General features: G+C 64.9%; 17 protein-coding genes and 1 tRNA gene. 8 read left to right on the top strand and 10 right to left on the bottom strand.

Features of this window, described 5'->3' with window-relative positions:
* Positions 1-64 precede the first annotated feature (64 nt).
* From VGM71_RS00110 to VGM71_RS00100, 3 genes are all read right to left on the bottom strand, one after another.
* On the bottom strand, positions 65-1,507 hold the full coding sequence (locus VGM71_RS00110; protein ID WP_331541704.1) for a M20/M25/M40 family metallo-hydrolase: 1,443 nt from the start codon (positions 1,505-1,507) through the stop codon (positions 65-67).
* A 205-nt stretch (positions 1,508-1,712) separates the two neighbouring features.
* Positions 1,713-2,123 carry a large-conductance mechanosensitive channel protein MscL gene (gene mscL / locus VGM71_RS00105; protein WP_331541703.1) on the bottom strand — a complete coding sequence of 137 codons (411 nt, stop codon included), beginning with the start codon at positions 2,121-2,123 and terminating at the stop codon, positions 1,713-1,715.
* 70 nt (positions 2,124-2,193) lie between these two features.
* A complete protein-coding gene (locus VGM71_RS00100) occupies positions 2,194-2,880 on the bottom strand; it encodes a fumarylacetoacetate hydrolase family protein (protein ID WP_331541702.1) in 687 nt (228 codons plus the stop codon).
* 119 nt (positions 2,881-2,999) lie between these two features.
* Between VGM71_RS00100 and VGM71_RS00095 the strand changes: the two genes are divergently transcribed.
* The 4 genes from VGM71_RS00095 to VGM71_RS00080 are packed head-to-tail and all read left to right on the top strand — an operon-like array spanning position 3,000 to position 7,482.
* Complete coding sequence (locus VGM71_RS00095; protein ID WP_331541701.1) at positions 3,000-4,253, top strand: efflux RND transporter periplasmic adaptor subunit; 1,254 nt, start codon at positions 3,000-3,002, stop codon at positions 4,251-4,253.
* Between the two features lie 20 nt (positions 4,254-4,273).
* The gene (locus tag VGM71_RS00090) at positions 4,274-4,960 is read left to right on the top strand and encodes an ABC transporter ATP-binding protein (protein ID WP_331541700.1); all 687 of its coding nucleotides are present in this window, start codon (positions 4,274-4,276) and stop codon (positions 4,958-4,960) included.
* Positions 4,961-4,976: 16 nt separating this feature from the next.
* Positions 4,977-6,146, top strand: a complete 1,170-nt coding sequence (locus VGM71_RS00085; RefSeq protein WP_331541699.1) for an ABC transporter permease — start codon at positions 4,977-4,979, stop codon at positions 6,144-6,146.
* A gap of 13 nt (positions 6,147-6,159) precedes the next feature.
* Positions 6,160-7,482, top strand: coding sequence for an ABC transporter permease (locus tag VGM71_RS00080; protein ID WP_331541698.1), 1,323 nt, complete (start codon positions 6,160-6,162; stop codon positions 7,480-7,482).
* A 1,078-nt stretch (positions 7,483-8,560) separates the two neighbouring features.
* Here the strand turns inward: VGM71_RS00080 and VGM71_RS00075 are convergent.
* Complete coding sequence (locus VGM71_RS00075) at positions 8,561-8,770, bottom strand: hypothetical protein (RefSeq protein WP_331541697.1); 210 nt, start codon at positions 8,768-8,770, stop codon at positions 8,561-8,563.
* Positions 8,771-8,903: 133 nt separating this feature from the next.
* Here VGM71_RS00075 and VGM71_RS00070 point away from each other — a divergent pair, with 133 nt between their 5' ends.
* Positions 8,904-9,491: a PAAR domain-containing protein gene (locus VGM71_RS00070; RefSeq protein WP_331541696.1), complete on the top strand. Its 588-nt coding sequence runs from the start codon at positions 8,904-8,906 to the stop codon at positions 9,489-9,491.
* A complete protein-coding gene (locus tag VGM71_RS00065) occupies positions 9,491-10,387 on the top strand; it encodes a DUF6402 family protein (RefSeq protein ID WP_331541695.1) in 897 nt (298 codons plus the stop codon). The genes VGM71_RS00070 and VGM71_RS00065 overlap by 1 nt, the downstream gene beginning before the upstream one ends.
* Before the next feature lie 729 nt (positions 10,388-11,116).
* On the opposite strand, the gene yedA is transcribed toward VGM71_RS00065, so the two are convergent.
* The 3 genes from yedA to VGM71_RS00050 all read right to left on the bottom strand — a co-directional run bounded on the left by yedA (position 11,117) and on the right by VGM71_RS00050 (position 13,322).
* Positions 11,117-12,031 carry a drug/metabolite exporter YedA gene (yedA, locus tag VGM71_RS00060; protein ID WP_331541694.1) on the bottom strand — a complete coding sequence of 305 codons (915 nt, stop codon included), beginning with the start codon at positions 12,029-12,031 and terminating at the stop codon, positions 11,117-11,119.
* Positions 12,032-12,099: 68 nt separating this feature from the next.
* Positions 12,100-12,978, bottom strand: a complete 879-nt coding sequence (locus tag VGM71_RS00055; RefSeq protein WP_331541693.1) for a methylated-DNA--[protein]-cysteine S-methyltransferase — start codon at positions 12,976-12,978, stop codon at positions 12,100-12,102.
* 68 nt (positions 12,979-13,046) lie between these two features.
* Positions 13,047-13,322 (bottom strand): hypothetical protein, encoded by a 276-nt coding sequence (locus VGM71_RS00050; RefSeq protein WP_331541692.1) that lies wholly within the window; start codon positions 13,320-13,322, stop codon positions 13,047-13,049.
* A gap of 82 nt (positions 13,323-13,404) precedes the next feature.
* On the opposite strand from VGM71_RS00050, the gene VGM71_RS00045 reads away from it, so the two are divergent.
* On the top strand, positions 13,405-13,752 hold the full coding sequence (locus tag VGM71_RS00045; RefSeq protein WP_331541691.1) for a Rieske (2Fe-2S) protein: 348 nt from the start codon (positions 13,405-13,407) through the stop codon (positions 13,750-13,752).
* On the opposite strand, the gene VGM71_RS00040 is transcribed toward VGM71_RS00045, so the two are convergent.
* The 3 genes from VGM71_RS00040 to VGM71_RS00030 all read right to left on the bottom strand — a co-directional run bounded on the left by VGM71_RS00040 (position 13,739) and on the right by VGM71_RS00030 (position 17,358).
* Positions 13,739-15,556 carry an SLC13 family permease gene (locus tag VGM71_RS00040; RefSeq protein ID WP_331541705.1) on the bottom strand — a complete coding sequence of 606 codons (1,818 nt, stop codon included), beginning with the start codon at positions 15,554-15,556 and terminating at the stop codon, positions 13,739-13,741. The genes VGM71_RS00045 and VGM71_RS00040 overlap by 14 nt on opposite strands.
* Before the next feature lie 156 nt (positions 15,557-15,712).
* On the bottom strand, positions 15,713-16,435 hold the full coding sequence (trmB, locus tag VGM71_RS00035; protein ID WP_331541690.1) for a tRNA (guanosine(46)-N7)-methyltransferase TrmB: 723 nt from the start codon (positions 16,433-16,435) through the stop codon (positions 15,713-15,715).
* Between the two features lie 236 nt (positions 16,436-16,671).
* Entirely contained in the window at positions 16,672-17,358 is a 687-nt protein-coding gene (locus VGM71_RS00030; protein ID WP_331541689.1) for a hypothetical protein, read from the bottom strand.
* A gap of 134 nt (positions 17,359-17,492) precedes the next feature.
* On the opposite strand from VGM71_RS00030, the gene VGM71_RS00025 reads away from it, so the two are divergent.
* Positions 17,493-17,566 (top strand) — tRNA-Gly (locus VGM71_RS00025).
* The last annotated feature ends 295 nt before the right edge of the window (positions 17,567-17,861 follow it).

Below are 17,861 nucleotides of genomic sequence, written 5' to 3'. Positions count from 1 at the left end.
AAAGCAGCAGGTCCTGAGGCTTTTGGCGAAAATCTGTCGCGCGCAAGGCGCGCTCCTACACCGGTCAGTCGTGCGCGCCGTCCTTCGCGAAGGCGTCCGGTGCCGAGCCGAAATCGCCGTCCGCCTGCGCGGCCATGTACGCGAACGTGGCATACACCGCCACGTTCTGCGCCAGTGCCTTCGGATCGATCTTGTCGAGCGTGTCGTTGGCGTTGTGGTGGTAGTTGAAGTAGTCGGTGCCGTCCTGGGTCAGCGATAGTGCCGCCATGCCCTTCGCATGCATCTGCGAGAGATCGGAACCGCCACCACCGGGCTTGGTCGCGTCGTAGGCGACGCCGATCGGCTGGATCACCCTGGCTATCTGCTCGATGGCGCCACGCGCGGACGGCTTCACGCTGGCACTCATGCGCCAGATGCGACCCGCGCCGAAGTCGGACTCGGTGCCGAGCTGGAACTTCGCGACGTCCTTCGCATGCGCGTCGGCGTAGGCGCGGCCGCCCCACAAGCCCATTTCCTCGTTGGCGAACGCGATGACGCGGATGGTGCGGTCCGGACGCTGCGGCATGTCCTTGATCAGCTTCGCGGCAGCCGCGGCGATCGCCACGCCTGCGCCGTCGTCGATCGCGCCGGTGCCGAGGTCCCAGGAATCCAGGTGTCCGCCGATGGCGACGATCTGGTCCGGATGCTTCGCGCCAGTGACTTCGGCGAGGACGTTGCTGCCTTCGTAAGTGCCGGCAATGCCGACGTCGAGGTCGAGCTTCACGCTCACCGGCTTGCCTTCCTTCAGGATGCGCTCGAGCTGGTCGGCGTCCGGCAGCGAGAGAGCGGCAGCGGGAATGGCATCCTTCGGGTCCTGGAAGCCGGTGACGCCTGTATGCGGCGTACGGCTGTGCGGATCGGTGCCCGCCGAGCGCAGGAGATAAGCGGCCGCGCCCATCTTGGCGGCGATCACGGCACCGGCGGTGCGTGTGGCCGAGCCGTCGCGGTAATCGTGGCCGTCCTTCTGCTGCTGCATGTGCGTGCTGACGTAGACGATCTTCCCCTTGATCGTCGCGGGGTCCGCCTTCTTCAGCGCGTCGAGGTCGTTGAAGCCGATCACTTCCGCAGTAAGCCCGCCCTTCGGCGTGCCGGCCGAATAACCGAGCGCGGTCAGTGCCAGCGGCTGGGGGAACGGCGCGACGATCTCCGCATGTTCGCTGCGGCGCTGCCACAGCGGGTAGCTGACCTTCTCGGTGTAAACCTTGTCGAAGCCCATCGCCTTGAACTTCGCAACGGTCCAGGCCACGCCGCGCGCGTCGGCGGCGCTGCCGGCCAGGCGCGGGCCGACCTCGGTGGTCAGGCCGGTGACGAATTCGTAGCCGGTGTTGTCCTTCATCGCCCGGTCGCGCAGTTCGGTGGCGGCGGTGACGGCCTTCTCCGGAATCGTGGTCGCCTTGTCGGCGGCGTGGGCGGAGAAGGCGAGCGCAAGGCACGCGGCGAGCGCGTGGAGACGGACCGTATGACGCATGTGTAACCCCCGGGGACGGAAACGTCGATTATTGCGCCGGGGGGCAGTGCAACGACTAGGCCGGAAGTCACGGGGTCGTAGGAGCGGGCCCTGCGCGCGACATGTTTTGAGGCCTGGCCTTGGAGCTGGCGCGCGACCTCGCAGACCGAGTCGAAAAGCCGTCGTACCCGACGCGGGCATAAACGCGCAGGGCGTGCTCCTACGATCAGGGCGTGCGGTTCTGCTGCTTCAGCAAATCGCGGATCTCGGTCAGCAGTACCACGTCCGCGGCCGGCGCCGCGGGTGCTTCCTCTTCGCGGCGGGTGAGACGGTTGATCGCCTTGACCACGAGGAAGATCGCGAAGGCGATGATGACGAACTGGATCAGCACGTTGATGAAGACGCCGTACTGCACAGCCACTTCCGCGGTCTTCGTGGCCGGATCGCCTGCCTTCAACACCCACTTCCACTCGGAGAAGTCGATGCCGCCGATGGCCCAGCCGAGCGGGGGCATGATGATGTTGTCGACCAGCGACGTGACGATCTTGCCGAACGCGGCGCCGATCACGACACCGACGGCGAGGTCGACCACGTTACCGCGCAGTGCGAATTTCTTGAATTCCGCGATGAAGCTCATCGGCCCTTCTCCTCATGGCTTGGCAGCGAACGGTGGAAGCTAGCGATCCGTATGTCGGCACTTCGCGAACTCAGACCACGCGCCCCTCGAGCGTGGCGACACCCTCCAGCGTGGCAAGGAAGCGGTCTCCCCGTGCCAGCGCGGCGACGCCGGCGGGCGTGCCGGTATAGACGATATCACCGGCCTTCAGTTCGAACAGGCGCGACAGCGCACTGAGTATTTCCGGCACGTCGAGCATCATGTCGCCCAGCGTGGCCTGCTGGCGCATTTCGCCACTGATTTCCAGCGTTATGCGCGTGGCTGCCGAAAGCGAGGTCTCATCCGCGGGTACCAGCGCGGAAACGGGAGCGGAATGGTCGAAGGCCTTGGCGACGTCCCACGGCGCGCCCTTGGCCTTGGCCTGCGCCTGCAGGTCGCGGCGGGTGAGGTCCAGCCCGACGCCGTAGCCCCAGACCAGCCTTGCTGCCTCTTCCACGGAGAGATCCGAGCCGCCGGCACCGAGCGCGACGACCATCTCCACCTCGTGGTGCAGGTCGTTGGTGGCGGACGGGTAGGGCACGTCGGCACCATCGGTTACGAGGGCGTCGGCGGGCTTGGTAAAGAACATCGGGTTAGCCTTGTCCACCGACGCTCCCATTTCGCGGGCGTGGTCGGCGTAGTTGCGTCCGATGCAGAAGACGCGGCGGACCGGGAAGCGCTCGCCGCGGCCGGCAACGGGGATGCTCGGCTGGGCCGGCGATGGGATGACGGTACTCATGCCGCCAAGCGTAGCAGGTGACACCTGTCACGGCAGATGACTGATCGGCGGAAGTGGCGCAGGGTCCCCGCGGGAACGCATGATCCTGCTGCGAACGTGGCATTAGGGAAAGAGGGAAGATGAATTCGAACGCCGAGTTGCTTAAGCAGCTGAAGATCGACAAATCGCATAAGGAAGCGCACGGCGGTGGGGGAGGCTCCGGCGGACGCACCGCACTGGTCGCGGTCGCCATCCTCGTTGTCGTCCTGCTCCTGGCCGGAGGCGCATGGGCTTTCCTGGCCCGGCGTCCGGTCGAGGTGCGCACGGCCACGGCCGTCGCGCCGAGCGCGGGCAGCGAGGCGGGTGCCGTGCTGCAGGCCACGGGCTACGTCACGGCCCGGCGCCAGGCGACCGTATCGGCGCAGATCACCGGCACCCTGACCGAGGTACTGATCGAGGAAGGCGACCGGGTGAAAAAGGGCCAGGTGCTGGCCCGGCTCGAGGACAACGCCTTGCGCGCAAGCCTGGATTCCGCCCGCGCCAATGCGGCGGCGGCCCATGCGAGTGTCATGCAGAACGAGGCGCAGCTCGAACAGGCCCGGCGCGACGCCGATCGCCAGGAGGCCCTGGTCGGCCGTGGGCTGGTGTCGCGCCAGCTGGCCGAGCAGACCCGGACCCAGGCCAATACATACCGAGCACAGCTCAATACGGCGCGCCGGCAGGCCGACGCCGCCGACGCCCAGGTGAGCGTGGGGCAGGTCAATCTGGATTACACGGTGGTGCGCGCGCCGTTCGATGGCGTGATCACCGACAAGGCGGCGCAAGTGGGCGAAATCGTCTCGCCGCTCTCCGCCGGCGGCGGCTTCACCCGTACGGGCGTGGGCACCATCGTGGACATGGATTCGCTTGAAATCGATGTCGACGTCAACGAGGCCTATATTGGCCGCGTGCAGCCCGACATGCCGGCCGAAGCCGTGCTCGACGCTTACCCCGACTGGCGCATTCCCGCGCACGTGATCGCCATCGTGCCGGCCGCGGACCGGGGCAAGGCCACGGTGAAGGTGCGCGTGGCGCTCGGGCAGAAGGATGCACGCATCGTTCCCGACATGGGCGTGCGCGTTTCCTTCCTCGAACGTCGCGCACCCACGCAGGCGAGTCTGCCGAAAGGCGTCCTCGTACCCGTGGCCGCCCTGGTCCGTCGCGACGACCGCGATGTCGTTTACACCGTGGCCGACGGCAAAGCCGCACGCCGCCCGGTGATGGCGGCGAAGCAGGCCACCGGCGACCTGCGCCTGGTCATCGACGGCATCGCCCCCGGCGACACCGTGATCGTTTCGCCCCCTGCCGACCTTGCCGACGGTGCCGCCGTCCGCACCGCCACCACCACGCCCTGATATTCCACGGAGACAGAACGATGGCCACCCTGATCGACATCCAGGATCTTTCCAAGGTCTACGAGCGCGGCCGGCAGAAGGTCGAAGTACTGCACGGCGTGAACCTCAAGATCGAGGAAGGGGACTTCCTCGCGCTGATGGGTCCCTCGGGCTCGGGCAAGACCACCCTGCTGAACCTCATCGGCGGTCTCGACACGCCGACCGGCGGCAGCATCACCGTGGCGGGCGATCGCATCGACCAGCTCGGCTCCGGCGCGCTGGCAAAGTGGCGCGCGGCGCATGTCGGCTTTGTCTTCCAGTTCTACAACCTCATGCCGATGCTCACCGCCCAGCGCAACGTCGAACTGCCGCTCCTGCTGACGAAGCTTTCCGGTGCGCAGCGCAAGCAGAACGCTTCGGTGGCTTTACAACTGGTAGGCCTCTCCGACCGCGCCACGCACAAGCCCTCGGAACTGTCCGGCGGCCAGCAGCAGCGCGTAGCGATCGCGCGCGCGATCGTTTCCGATCCGACCCTCCTGGTCTGCGACGAGCCGACCGGCGATCTCGATCGCCATTCCGCCGAGGAGATCCTCGGCCTGCTGCGCGAACTCAACCGCGAGCACGGCAAGACCATCGTGATGGTGACCCACGATCCGAAGGCCGCCGAGTACGCCAACCACACCCTGCACCTCGACAAGGGCACCCTCGTCGAGCAGTCCGTGGCGTGACGAGGAGGATGCCACCATGAAATACCTGCACCTCATCTGGGCCGCGCTCTTCCGCCGCAAGGCCCGCACCTTCTTCACCCTGGTATCGATCCTCGCCGCCTTCCTCCTGTTCGGCATGCTCGACGCGACCCGCTCGGCGTTCTCGTCGGGCGGCGACAGCGTGATCGGCGTCGATCGCCTGCTCACCACCTCGCGCTATTCCATCATCCAATCGCTGCCCGCGAGCCTGTCCACGCGCATGCAGGCGGTGCCGGGCGTGAAGAACGTGGGGTACGCCAACTGGTTCGGCGGCATCTACCAGGATCCGAAGAACTTCGTTCTCAGCTTCGCGGTGAGCGACAACTACCTCGACATCTACCACGAGATCGTCCTGCCGCCCGAACAGCGGAAGGCCTTCGAGAGCACCCGCACGGGCGCCATCGTGGGCGAGGCACTGGCGAAGCGATACGGCTGGAAAGTGGGCGACAAGATCCCGCTTCAGTCCACGATCTTTCCGCAGCGCAACGGCGACAAGACCTGGCCGTTCGACCTCGTCGGCATTTACACGCCGGCGAAGGGCGCGGCCAACGGTACCGACCAGCAGTTCTTCTTCCACCACAAGTACTTCGAGGATGCCAATGCGTTCCAGAGCGTGGGCACCACCGTGGGCTGGTACGTGGTGCAGCTGACCTCGGCCGACAAGGCCGACTCGGTGGCGAAGGCCATCGATGCGCTTTCGGCGAACTCGGATCACGAGACGAAGACGCAGACCGAGCAGGCCTTCAACGCCTCGTTCGTGAAGCAGCTGGGCGATATCGGACTCATCGTGTCCGCGATCATGGGCGCCGTGTTCTTCACCCTGATCCTGCTCACCGGCAACACGATGGCCCAAGCCGTGCGCGAGCGCACCAACGAACTGGCCGTGCTGAAGACGATCGGTTTCTCCAGCCGCAGCGTGCTTGGCATGGTGCTGACCGAAGGCATTCTCCTGCTGCTGCTCGGCGGCATCCTTGGCCTCGCCATGGCGAGCGTCGTCGTGCCGATCGTGGCCAAGGGCAGCGGCGGCATGCTCAACCTGCCTCCGTTGGGCATGCAGACCTGGGTCCTCGGCATCGTGCTGATGCTGGTCATCGGTGCGCTTGTCGGCGCACTGCCCGCCATCCGCGCCATGCGTCTGAACATCGTCGACGCGCTCGCCGGGCGCTGAGGAGATAGACACAATGAAATCGTTGAAGAAAATTGGCGCCAGCCTCCTCTCCTTGCTAGCCGTGGCGGTCTTCCTCGCCATCTGGATCGTCCTGCCGTGGCCGGGCATCGTCGCCCTGGCGGTGGTGCTCGCGATCTGGATGGGGGTCACCCGTCGTGGCAGGCAGACGTGGGAGGTCACGAAGGTGGGACTCGCCACGGTGACCCAACGGCTGGGCTCGTCGTCGGTGGTCGTCGTGGGTATTGCCGGCGTCGTCGGCGTGCTCGTGGCGATGCTTGCCATGAGCGAGGGCTTCGCGGACACGTTGCGCTCCACCGGCAACGACCACTCGGCCATCGTGCTGCGCGGCGGCTCGCAGGCGGAGCTCAATTCCATCCTCGACCGCGACAGCGCCAATGTGGTGATCCAGGCGCCGGGCGTGAAGAAGGACGCGCAGGGCAAGCCGATCGCGTCGGGCGAACTGGTGGTGGTGGCCGACCTGCCGCGCAAGGGCGATCCGAACAGCGCCGCGAACGTACCCATCCGCGGCGTGAGCGAAGATGTCTGGAGCCTGCGCGACCAGGTGAAGATCGTCCAGGGCCGCAAGTTCAAGCCGGGCCTGCGCGAACTGATCGTAGGCAAGGGTGCGCTGGCGCAATTCCAAGGGCTCGACGTTGGCCAGAGCATCCGTCTCGCCGGGCAGACGTGGACCGTGGTCGGCGTGTTCGGATCGAACGATGCCCTCGAGTCGGAACTGTGGGGCGACACGCAGAGCGTCGCCTCGGCTTACCGTCGCGGCAGCAGCGTTCAGTCGGTGACGGTATTGCTCGATTCGCCGACATCCTTCGACACCTTCAAGGCCAGCCTTGCGGCGGACCCACGCCTGAAGGTGGACGTGTCCACGACACACGAATACTTCAGCAAGCAGTCCGAAGGTCTCACCAAGGTGCTGCGCGCGGTGGGCATCACCGTCGGCATCATCATGGCGATCGGTGCCGTGTTCGGCGCGCTCAACACGATGTTCGCCGCCATCCAGGCGCGTGCGCGCGAGATCGCCACGTTGCGGGCGATCGGTTTTCGTGGCGTGCCCGTGGTGGTGTCGGTGATGCTCGAAACGATGCTTCTTGCCTTGCTGGGCGGCGTCATAGGCGCAGGCATCGTATGGATCATCTTCAACGGGTACACGGCATCCACCCTGGGAGCGAACTTCAGCCAGGTGGTCTTCCGCTTCCACGTGAGCGGAGGATTGTTATGGACCGGCATCAAGTGGGCGCTGGCGATCGGCTTCATCGGTGGACTGTTCCCCGCATTGCGCGCGGCGCGCCTCCCCGTGACGACGGCCCTGCGCGAACTGTAAGGGCGCCGCGAGGTCGATCTTGCACGCTTCGACCAGCGCGTGTGGATCGGCCGGGGCGGGATGGAAGCGTTGGCACGACGCGATCGCGGCGATGCCGACGCCAAAGACGGTGGTCATACGCGCCGCCCACCAGCGGCGGCGGCGCGAGCAATGGAATCGTGTCGGTTGGGTCCCTGGCATGCCCCACTCCCGTGACAAGGCAGGCAAGCCTAGGGAGCTATGAGAACTTCGGACATCGAATAATTCTGAAAATGCGTCTCTGTGGCGTCGGGATGCGAACTTCGTCACAAATTCGCGGTCTGCCGGCTCGGCTTCGCCGTCGCGTTGCGCTCGGACGTGGCGGCGAGGAGCCGTCGGGCGCCGCTGTTGTCGCTAAGTCCTCGTCCGGCCTTCGCCTCCCTGCGGAATCGCTCCAACAACGACACCCGACGGCTCCTCCGAACGTGGCGTGAGGTTGCAGGCGAGCGCGGCACGGCAGAGGGAAGCGGGTCAGCGTCATTATTCATCGGCCGCCCGCCGATTGCTGTTCCCCTCTGAATAGCGACTCTGCCCCTTTTTTTGGTTCTTCACGCATTACCGGGGATCAGCACCCGCCTTAGATGACGACCCTGCCGCTGGTTAGATCAGGCTCGCCGTGGCGTTCGCGCGCCCCGGTATCGCCACGGCGCTTTTACACCTGAGCGTCTCGCAGGAGACCTTGGTGCCCGGACAAGGGGCCGTCTTCACTCCATCCGCTTGATTACACCTGTCGGGAGCCACGAAAGGCCTGACTGGCGCTGATGAGGCGACGCGATGACGACATCCCGCGAGCCGTGGCTGCCGTCGTCGGCTGTGGCGGCTCTCCGGACAATCCGCCTCAGGAATGGGAAGAGTCTTCGGTGTCCACCCTCGAGGCGAGTTCCGCACAAGAGAGCGGCCCTCCCTATCGAACGCGGAGGACCTGTCTGAGCAGCGAGGGTGGGCACCGAAGACTCTGCGCCTCACCGTCCGAGCCGCTGGAAACATGCAGTCGCCGGGCGAATGAACCGATGTATCCATGCAACGTCCCCGGACTTCCGTGAAGAACCCTTTTTTTCCATCACCCGTCAACCGGCGTCACACCCTCCACGGTCATCTGCGCGTGTGCTTGTGCCATGCACTCCAGGCCCATCTGCGTCAGCGCTGCGATGGCGCTCAGCGCGTACGACGCACACCGGCAGTCGACAGCCGACGCCTCATGCATCGTGTCGCGCATCATTTCCGTGAGCCCGTGCGAATAGCGCAGCATCGCCGTCGCGTCGTTCAACATGATTCACATTTTTCAGAATTCTCCCATATTGCCGCAGAGTCAATGCTTCTACCGTATGCGTTCAACCAACTGGCAGGAGGTTCTATGATTCGCCGCGTTTTGTTTCGCTTCGATCGGGCTGGAAGGTGTGCCCATGTCTAGTCGACAGCCTATCGCCTGCGCGGGGGACACGACCTCCGCGGGAGGAAAGATCTTGGAAGGCGACGACATTTTCATGGTTGATGGCCTGCCAGCGGCATTCAAAGGAGCGCGGGTTTTGTGCCATGTAGATGGCATGACCCACATTGCAGAAGCCACTGCGCGTGTAACAGTGCATGGCCGGCCGGTCGCGCGCCAAGGTGATCTGTTGGCCTGCGGGCACCACATCGTGGTCCCCGGAGAACGTCGCGCCACCAGTGATCGCTACTCTGATGCGGACGACGGCTACAAGCAGCATATGGATTCGGATTTGTCGAAGAGCCGTATACAGTCGTCACAGGTGAGCGGGAGAGTGATGCTCGACAATGCTGAGCATCCCATTGACACGAGTTTGGAAGTTGAGCTTCGCCTTCTGTGTGGCCGAGGGAAGCCGCATGGCGGCCTGAACTATGTCAAGACACTTGCGGCCACAAGCGGCACGCCGACTCAGTCAAGCCCTGAAGGGTTGACCTCTCCGCTGTCGTGCAGCAGTGAAAATGTGCCATTCGTCGCCATCGCTGTTCCGGACATGGAGGTATGGTAATGGGTATCGCAGATTTTTCTCGTATCCAAGGCTCGGCAGAGGTTTTTCTTGTTCCGAAACATATCAAGGTGAAGCCAAAGCCTCGCGGCGAAGCCCCGCAGGATGTCGTCGTTCCGCGAATGCGTATCCAGGCCATCCCTTCGGCCATGCGCCAGATGGGTTGGACGGTCTCGGCGGCGTTGATGGATCGTTGGTTCACGAGCCCTGGCTGGGCTATGCCGGACGACTGGAAGACAAAAGAGGGTCAGCCGATGGCTGGGCAAATCCCAGCCTCCCAACTTGATACTCAACTCGTGTCGATGGAATGGGCAGCTAGGTATCCGCGAGCTATTGACGCGATGCGCAATCTAAGAGCCAAGTGCGCCTCAGGACCGACCATCGGGCTCTTGAAGAAGCGATTGATCGATGCTGGTTGGTGCGGAGTTGAAGGCATGGAGCTCGGCCGAGTCGGCATGACGGCTCCTCAGCTGGAGGACCTATGTCAGGTAAATATTCAACCCTTCGGTGAATCGTCGGACACTATCGACGACATGTATGGAGCGTTGGGGAAAGCCACAATGAAGATGGCGTTTGTTGGGGCGGCCGGTCTTTCAAAATCGAGTGGGAGAAAGCAATTTTCGCTTTCCCACATCGGGTTTTATATCCGCGACAATTATGACTTCAACGACGAGCAGTTCCTGGGAATGTGGACGGAATTTGGCGTACTGAACAAGACGGAGATGGCCGCCAATGTCTTGTTGGAGGGGCTGGCTCTCGATTGGCATGGCGAGCCCATTGGAAAGGCTTCTAACAATAGCTTCAGGGATTTTCGGGCGCATACGGGCCGGGGGGGCGATTTCGTCGTCTACTCTGACGTACTTTGGCAAACTGTCGATGCAATTTTGGACCTTTCTTGATTGGCCGGGCTGTTCTCGTCATCGTTTTGCTAGTTTGCGGCATCTACTTCGCATCGACATGGTGGGAACGGTCCCTCGCCACGCGTTGGTACTCCTACGAATCACCCGATGGATGCCTTCGAATCGACACCTTTCGGCCTTTCTGGGTGCTGCCATCGCAGTTGCATAGCCTCCCTCAGCCGGGAGAGCCTGATATCGGCTTCGGTTTCGCATGGGATGCTCCAATATTCGACCGCCTCGTCGAAGAGTCGACAGGCCGAGTGCTTGGGGAATCCATCGTGTACGACGGATCTACATCTATGGGCGGCGTTGCTTGGGGCGACCCCGACGCCATCGGTAAGCGTGTGGTGACGGTGCAGCAATTCCCGCTTGCCACCACAGATCGTTGTGCCGATCCAGAGACGCTTTCCAGGCTTCGGGAAGCATATGCCCGTCGGGAGCGTAAAGGGCGTCGGATTGAGCCTCACGAATTTCAAAAGGAGAACGCGAGACGCAGTAACCCGTTTCACTAAGAGCGAGTTCCAGCGAGGGTAATGATTTCGCTCGCCGCGCTCTCCTTCAACCCCGCGTCACGTTTGAAGGAGTCGTCGGGTGTCGTTGTTGGAGCGATTCCGCAGGGAGGCGAAGGCCGGACGAGGACTTAGCGACAACAACGGCGCCCGACGGCTCCTTGCCGCCACGTCCGAGCTCAATGCGATGGCGAAGCCGAGCCATTGAGGGCCGTTTTAGTTAGCGAGCTGTCCGCACGCGCATCAGGGTGATGATGCCCACACCCACCAGGATGATCGCCATGCCGGCAAGATCGAAGCCGCCGACATGCTCACCCGCGAGCGCCACGCCGAACAACACGGCCACCGGCGGGTTGACGTAGGCATAGCTGGTGGCGAGCGCGGGTCGCACTGTTTTCAGCACATAGAGGTACGCGCTGAAGGCGATGATCGAGCCGAACACCACGAGGTAGGCGAGCGCGGCGGTGGCACCGGCTTCCGGGTGTGCCGGGATGCGTTCGCCATGCAGGAAGGCGATGATCGCCAGCGAAATGCTGGCGCAGAGCATCTGCGCCGCGGTGTTCATCGGTCCCTTGGGCATGTCCTGCCGCTTCGACCACACCGAGCCGAAGGCCCACGATATCGCCGCAACGATCAACGCGATGGCACCCAGGGGCGAACCGGCCAGGCCGGCGCCGAGGTTGAGCACGATCACGCCGACGAAGCCGAGCAGGAGCCCGGCGGTTTCGCCGCGCGACGGCCACTCGCCGTAGACGCCACCGAACACCGCTGCGAACAGCGGCATGCTCGCCACCGCGACGGCGGCGATGCCCGAACCCACCGACTGCTCCGCGAAGCAGACCAGACCGTTACCGCCGGCCAGGAGCAGCGTGCCCACGATGGCGGCGTTCTTCCACTGGCGAGCGGTAGGCATCGATTCGCCGCGCACGCGCAGCACGGTGAAAAGCAGCACGCCGGCGATAGCGAAGCGGATCGCGGCAAGCGTGAACGGCGGGTAGCTTACCAGCGCATAGCGAATGGCCAGGTAGGTGGAACCCCAGATCACATACAGGGCGAACAGCGACAGCGTCACCATCCAGCGCTGGTCGGCGACGGCGGAAGTGGAAGCTTGGCTCGTACAGGCGGTGTCTGACATAAGGAGATCCGGTGGAATTCCGCAAGATATCGTTGCCAGATGACATGCGGTAGCGAAACGTTTCGGGGTCAGCCTTGAGTGACTTTCATGGCACGTTCGGTGGCGAGCAATTGCTGCTTGATATCCAGGCCCCAACGCCAGCCGCCGAGGCTTCCGTCTTCGCGGATGATCCGGTGGCAGGGGACCAGGAGGGCCAGCTTGTTGCTGCCGCAGGCGCGGCCGATGGCGCGTGCCGCCTTCGGCACGCCGAGCTTCGCGGCAAGCTCGCCATAGCTCAGGGTTTCGCCGCGCGGAATCCGGGTGAGCGCGTCCCAGACTCGCCACTGGAAGGCGGTGGCGGCGATGTCGAGCGGAGGCATGGCCGGTGCGTCGCGGTCGCTCCAGCCGAGTTCGTGCGCGACCCGGCCGATCACAGCGTCGAGCCACTCCTCGCGGCCTTCGTCCACGCGTTCGCGCCCGGCGAGCGGAAATTCGGCGACAAGGCGTGCTTCGAGTCCGGCATCGTCTTCGCCCAGGGTGACCGAGCAGATTCCCTTCGCCGTGGTGGCGACCAGCAACTGGCCCAGCGGCGTATTCGTGGTGGTGTAGCGAATCGACGCGCCCGCGCCCCCGGCGCGATAGCTGGCTGGGGTCATGCCCAGCCGGCGGTCGCTTTCCTCATACACCCGGCTGCCGGAGCCGAAACCGGCTTCGTATACGGCATCGGTCACCGCGGAACCTTCCCGCAGCGCCTCGCGAAGCTGCCCGAAGCGGCGGGCGCGGGCGTATTCGGCCGGACTGACGCCATAGCGGCGCCGGAACGCCCGCTGCAGGTGCGTGGGGCTCAACCCCGCGATGGTGGCGAGGCTGTTGAGATCGGTCGCACCCTCGCCGCTCTCGAGGGCGGCACGGACACGTTCAAGGGCATCGACGGCGGCGGGATGCATGGCGCAAGCCTGGGAATTCATGGTGGCCTCCTTCATGGAGACCAGCGTAGGACGAGGCGGGCCCCGCCACCATCCGCTTCTTGCGGGTATCAGTGATGGACCGGCCGGCCCTGGCGAACGACGACGAACTCGCCTTCAAGGACTTCCGGCTTCTTCGGTGCCGCCTGGGCACCGCCCGCGACGCGGCCGCGGGAAAGCTTCCACTGGCGCACCGCGAGGAAAACCAGGCCGCCGGCGAAAAGCACCCCGAGGACGACCACACCGAACACGAGCAGCACGCCCACCACGGCAAGGCCCAGCACCAGTGACAGGGCGCGGACGAGGGGATTACGCGAACGGCGGATGGGCGGGAAGACGAGGCGCATTGGTTAAAAATCCGTATATGGCACAATGACATGCATGCGAGCCTCTGTACGTTGGGGCATCCCGCCCCCATAGACAAGTGCCATGACGCCTACCATTGAAACCACCCCCCTCTGCCTGCTGGCGGACATTCCCGACGGCAACGCCATCGAAGTCGAAGCCCTCGTGAAGGGCGAGAGGGAGTCACTGATGGTCTACCGGCAAGGGGACGAGGCGCGGGCTTACTTCAACGTCTGTCCGCATGCCGGGCGGCGCCTGGATTATGTGCCTGGCAAGTTCCTGGTCCGTGCCGGGCAGATCATCTGCGCTGCCCACGGGGCCACCTTCACGGCCGAGAGCGGCGACTGCACGGCCGGCCCCTGCCGCGGCGACCGCCTGCGCAGCGTGCCCGTGGCCGTCGTCGACGGGGCGGTCAGGCTCAGCGATACATGAAATTGATGGTGACCAGGGTGAGCGTGAGGATCAGGATCGTCAGCGGCAGGCCCACGCGCAGGAAATCGCGCGAGCGGTAACCACCGGGACCAGCCACCATCATCAGCGCCGGATGCCCCGAGGGCAGCAGGAAGGTATTCGACGACGACACGGCCACGATCAGCGCATAGGCCGAGGGGTTGCCGCCGGTGGTGACGGCGACGCTGATCGCGATGGGCACCATCATCACCGTGGCACCCACGTTCGACATCACCTGCGAGAACATCAGCGTGAGGACCGCGATCGAGAGTTGCAACGTCCACTGTGGCGCGTGGCCGAGGACCTGCAGCACTTCCTGCGCGATCCAGGAGGCAGTGCCGGTGGAGTCCATCGACCAACCCAGCGGAATGAGGCAGGCCGTGACGAAGATGGTCTTCCAGTTGATCGCCTTGTAGGCCTCGTCCATGTTCAGCACGCCGGTGAGCAGCATGCCCACGGCGCCGGTCATCATCGCCACCGAGAGGTCGAGGTGGGTGAAGAGGGCCAGGCACTTCGCCAGCACGAAGAAGCCCACGGCCTGCCAGATCTTGCCGGGGCGCTGCTCTTCTTTCGGGATGTCGGTGACCACGACGATGTCGCGGTCTTCCTCGGCCAGCATGAGGTCGCGCCATTTGCTGTGCAGCACAAGGGTGTCGCCAGCGCGCAAGGTCACCGCGCGCACATCCTCGCGGAAGACTTCGTCGCCGCGGTTCACCGCCAGCACGGAGATGCCGAAGCGCTTGCGCAGGCGCAACTCGCCCACGCTCTGCTTGATGAAGCGCGAGCTTGGCGGCACCACCGCTTCCGAAATGCCGGCGCGCGTGGTGTTGAACTGTTCGCCCAGCTGGCGCATGCGCATCGACACGCGGCACAGCTGGTTGTTCGCGAACGACATGATCGCCTCACGCGGGGCGAGCACACCGAGCACCGTGCCCACCCAGATCATCTGGTCCGATGGCGGGGCCACGCGACTCTCGCTGCCATTCTTGATCGCCAGGATCAGCGGTGCGCCATGCAACTGCTCGACCTCGCCGATGCTCATGCCCACCAGGGGGCTTTCCGCGGTGACGGTCAGTTCGGCGGTTTCACCCACGATGCCGTAGGTGTCGGCAAAGTAGCTTTCGGTACGCCCCGGCGTGACCTTGAGCCGGTCGTCCTCACGCTCCGGCAGCAGCTTGCGGGTGAAGAGGTAGAAGAACAGCACGCCGACCACGGCGAGCACGAGACCCACCGGGGTGACGCTGAAGAGGCCGAACTTCGGGATCGTGTGCGCACCCGGGGGCAGGTTGCTGTTCGCGCTGGCGATCAGGTCGTTGAGGACGATCAGCGGCGAGTTGGCGATCAGCGTGGTGTTGGTCGCCGTGAGGATGCAGAAGGCCATCGGCAGCAGCAGCCGCGACATCGGTACGCCGGTGCGGGCGGACAGGCGGCTGGTAACGGGGATCATCAGCGCGGCCAGTGCCTGGCTCGGGATTACCGCGCTGAAGAGGCTGGTGACGCTGTTGACGACCACGCCGAGGCGCGATTCCATGCCGCGGGCCATGCGCAGGACGAAGGCGGCGGTGAGGTTAAGCACACCCGCACGATCCAGGCCCGCGCCCATGATCATGATGGCGATGATGGCGATGACGGCGTTGCCGGCGAACCCGTTGAACACCTGGTCGCCGGGGATCAGGCCGGTGAGCCCGATCGTGACCACGACGAGCAGGGCGACCATGTCGGCCCGGATCCACTCCAGAACGAGCATGAGCATGGTGAAGCCCACCAGGCCCAGCACGAGGATCATTTCGGGAGTGAGAGTCAGTGCCACTAGCCGGCTATCCGGTTCCGGTCGGTTGGAGCTTGCGGTGGCATGGTCTTGCCAGGCTGTGGTGTTGCCGCCGGAGTATACGCGCTGGGCGTGGATACCAGCTGAAGCTGGACCACAAAATAGCGCGCGTAATCAGCCCGACTTCGCTGGCCCCTGCCACTCGTACAGGAAATCCCACACGCCGTGTCCGAGCCGCGTGCCGCGACGCTCGAAGTGGGTTTCGATGCGCCATTCAGGACGCTCCGCCGTCTGGCCTGGACCCACGCGATTCCGCCAACCCTGCGAGGCTTCCATCGTCTCGCGCATGTGCTCCGCGTACGCTTCCCAGTCCGTGGCAAGGTGGAGCAGGCCACCTGGCGACATCCGCGAGGCAAGCAGCTCGACGAAGGCCGGCTGGATCAGGCGGCGTTTGTTGTGGCGCTTCTTGTGCCACGGATCGGGGAACCAGATGCGCACTTCCGACAGGCTTCCCGCCGGGATCTCGCGCTCCAGGACGTCGACGGCGTCATGCTTATAAAGGCGCACGTTCGTCGCTTCGCGCGCGGCCAGGGCGTTCATCAGGCGGCCTACGCCCGGGCCGTGCACTTCCACGCCGATGTAGTCGCGGGCGAGGTCGTGCTCGCTGGCCCAGGCCAGCGCCTCGCCATTGCCGAAGCCGATTTCGAGCACGCGCGGCGCGGTGCGCCCAAAGGTGGCGCCGAGGTCGCGTTCCGTGCCGGCGTAGTCGAGGCCGAAGCGCTCCCAATGCTCATCGAAGGCGCGCTGCTGCGCAGGCGTCATCCGACCCTCGCGCAGCACGAAGCTGCGGATGCGGCGATGAAAGGGTGCTTCGCCGGACATGTCGTCGTGCGCCATGGTCAGCCGACCCGTCCGTAGACGGTCGGGAGGTCGGCGGCGGCGGGAGTGAAGTGGTTCATGCGAGGTTTCCGTCGGGGCCGCGGCGTCAGCCGCCACCCATGGCGTGGACGATTTCTATCTGCTTGCCCGCATGACCGGTATCGCGGAGGCGGACACGGGGGTGCCGGGCACGCAGTCGTGCGCGTCACCTTTGAGGGTAATCAGCATCCGCGCATTGTAGGCGAGGCAACCCCTTACCGCCCATGCCCTAGCCCATTGCCGCCGCCGCCCCGCATGGGAATCCCCGTTCCCGGTTGATTCCCCGTACCCATTCCCGTCCCCGGTTGCGGCGCCCGGCTGTTCGTGAACCCCGTGCCTGGCTGTACCGGCTGGTTGCCGTCGTAGCCGCGGCTCCAGCCCTGGCCGCGATCACGCCGATCCTGCGGGTGCTCCGGCGCCAGCTTCACCCCCGCGTTGCCGAAAGAGGTATGGCCGCCACTTGCCGGGGCGACGCTCAGCGATCCATCCCGTCCGCCATCGTGATCGTGCCCGCCATGATGCCCGTCGCCCGGGCCGTCATGATCGTGGCCATGCTCCGGCCGCCCATGATTGTGGCCGCGATCGTTCCATCCATAGCCCGGCGGATAGCCGCCGCCGTAGTAGTAGCCGTTGTCCGCCACGAAACCGCCGTCACCGTCATCGTCGTGGCCCTGATAATCACCGCCGCCCACGGAAACCTGGCCGCCCACGTACAGGCGCGTCGGCTGGGGCAAGGTGCCCGTGCTCACGGTTTCTTTCCGGACGGGGACCGAGGGGCCCGAGATGTAGCTGACACCCGGCTTCGGCATGTCGGCGGTCGATACAGTTCGCGATTGCGCGACGACGGCACCCGCGGCCAGCGCGAGCCCGGTGGCGATGGATAGCGAAAGCACACGACGCATGATCCGGCCCTCATAGGGATTCCCGTGGGATTATGCGCGCCCGGCCGGAAGGTGGTGTAGGAAGCCGCGGACATGTTCAGGCCCCCGCCACCTTTGCCCCGTCGCCGGAGTCGTATTACCATCCAGACCCCGACGCGGGTGTAGCTCAATGGTAGAGCTGTAGCTTCCCAAGCTACTGACGAGGGTTCGATTCCCTTCACCCGCTCCAGCTCAATCCCGAAGCCAGCCAAGTCGTTGGTTTCGCTAAGAAAAGAAAGGCACCAGACGGGTCACTTCCGTCATTGATACCAGTCTAGGTATCAATCTGTGTATCAAGCTGGCTATCAACCGCCCAGCTTGGTCGGGTGTCCAGCATGAAACCCGGCGGTTTCAAGGTCCACGCGCAACACAGTCAGTGCATCGTAGCCGGATCGGCCTCGCTTAGTTGGCGGAGCTCGGTGTAGACCTGCAACGGCGTGCGAAACCCATGCCGCTGCCGCGGGCGGGTGTTGAGACTCAAGGCG

This window comes from Luteibacter sp. (assembly GCF_036499525.1).
In the GTDB taxonomy this organism is placed as follows: domain Bacteria; phylum Pseudomonadota; class Gammaproteobacteria; order Xanthomonadales; family Rhodanobacteraceae; genus Luteibacter.
This window is presented reverse-complemented; position numbering and strand designations above follow the sequence as displayed.

What these genes read in the sequence shown, in the direction of transcription:
- VGM71_RS00110 (WP_331541704.1), bottom strand. Translation starts at nt 1,507, where the DNA reads ATGCGTCATACGGTCCGTCTCCACGCGCTCGCCGCGTGCCTTGCGCTC.
- mscL (WP_331541703.1), bottom strand. Translation starts at nt 2,123, where the DNA reads ATGAGCTTCATCGCGGAATTCAAGAAATTCGCACTGCGCGGTAACGTG.
- VGM71_RS00100 (WP_331541702.1), bottom strand. Translation starts at nt 2,880, where the DNA reads ATGAGTACCGTCATCCCATCGCCGGCCCAGCCGAGCATCCCCGTTGCC.
- VGM71_RS00095 (WP_331541701.1), top strand. Translation starts at nt 3,000, where the DNA reads ATGAATTCGAACGCCGAGTTGCTTAAGCAGCTGAAGATCGACAAATCG.
- VGM71_RS00090 (WP_331541700.1), top strand. Translation starts at nt 4,274, where the DNA reads ATGGCCACCCTGATCGACATCCAGGATCTTTCCAAGGTCTACGAGCGC.
- VGM71_RS00085 (WP_331541699.1), top strand. Translation starts at nt 4,977, where the DNA reads ATGAAATACCTGCACCTCATCTGGGCCGCGCTCTTCCGCCGCAAGGCC.
- VGM71_RS00080 (WP_331541698.1), top strand. Translation starts at nt 6,160, where the DNA reads ATGAAATCGTTGAAGAAAATTGGCGCCAGCCTCCTCTCCTTGCTAGCC.
- VGM71_RS00075 (WP_331541697.1), bottom strand. Translation starts at nt 8,770, where the DNA reads ATGTTGAACGACGCGACGGCGATGCTGCGCTATTCGCACGGGCTCACG.
- VGM71_RS00070 (WP_331541696.1), top strand. Translation starts at nt 8,904, where the DNA reads ATGTCTAGTCGACAGCCTATCGCCTGCGCGGGGGACACGACCTCCGCG.
- VGM71_RS00065 (WP_331541695.1), top strand. Translation starts at nt 9,491, where the DNA reads ATGGGTATCGCAGATTTTTCTCGTATCCAAGGCTCGGCAGAGGTTTTT.
- yedA (WP_331541694.1), bottom strand. Translation starts at nt 12,031, where the DNA reads ATGTCAGACACCGCCTGTACGAGCCAAGCTTCCACTTCCGCCGTCGCC.
- VGM71_RS00055 (WP_331541693.1), bottom strand. Translation starts at nt 12,978, where the DNA reads ATGAATTCCCAGGCTTGCGCCATGCATCCCGCCGCCGTCGATGCCCTT.
- VGM71_RS00050 (WP_331541692.1), bottom strand. Translation starts at nt 13,322, where the DNA reads ATGCGCCTCGTCTTCCCGCCCATCCGCCGTTCGCGTAATCCCCTCGTC.
- VGM71_RS00045 (WP_331541691.1), top strand. Translation starts at nt 13,405, where the DNA reads ATGACGCCTACCATTGAAACCACCCCCCTCTGCCTGCTGGCGGACATT.
- VGM71_RS00040 (WP_331541705.1), bottom strand. Translation starts at nt 15,556, where the DNA reads ATGATCCTCGTGCTGGGCCTGGTGGGCTTCACCATGCTCATGCTCGTT.
- trmB (WP_331541690.1), bottom strand. Translation starts at nt 16,435, where the DNA reads ATGGCGCACGACGACATGTCCGGCGAAGCACCCTTTCATCGCCGCATC.
- VGM71_RS00030 (WP_331541689.1), bottom strand. Translation starts at nt 17,358, where the DNA reads ATGCGTCGTGTGCTTTCGCTATCCATCGCCACCGGGCTCGCGCTGGCC.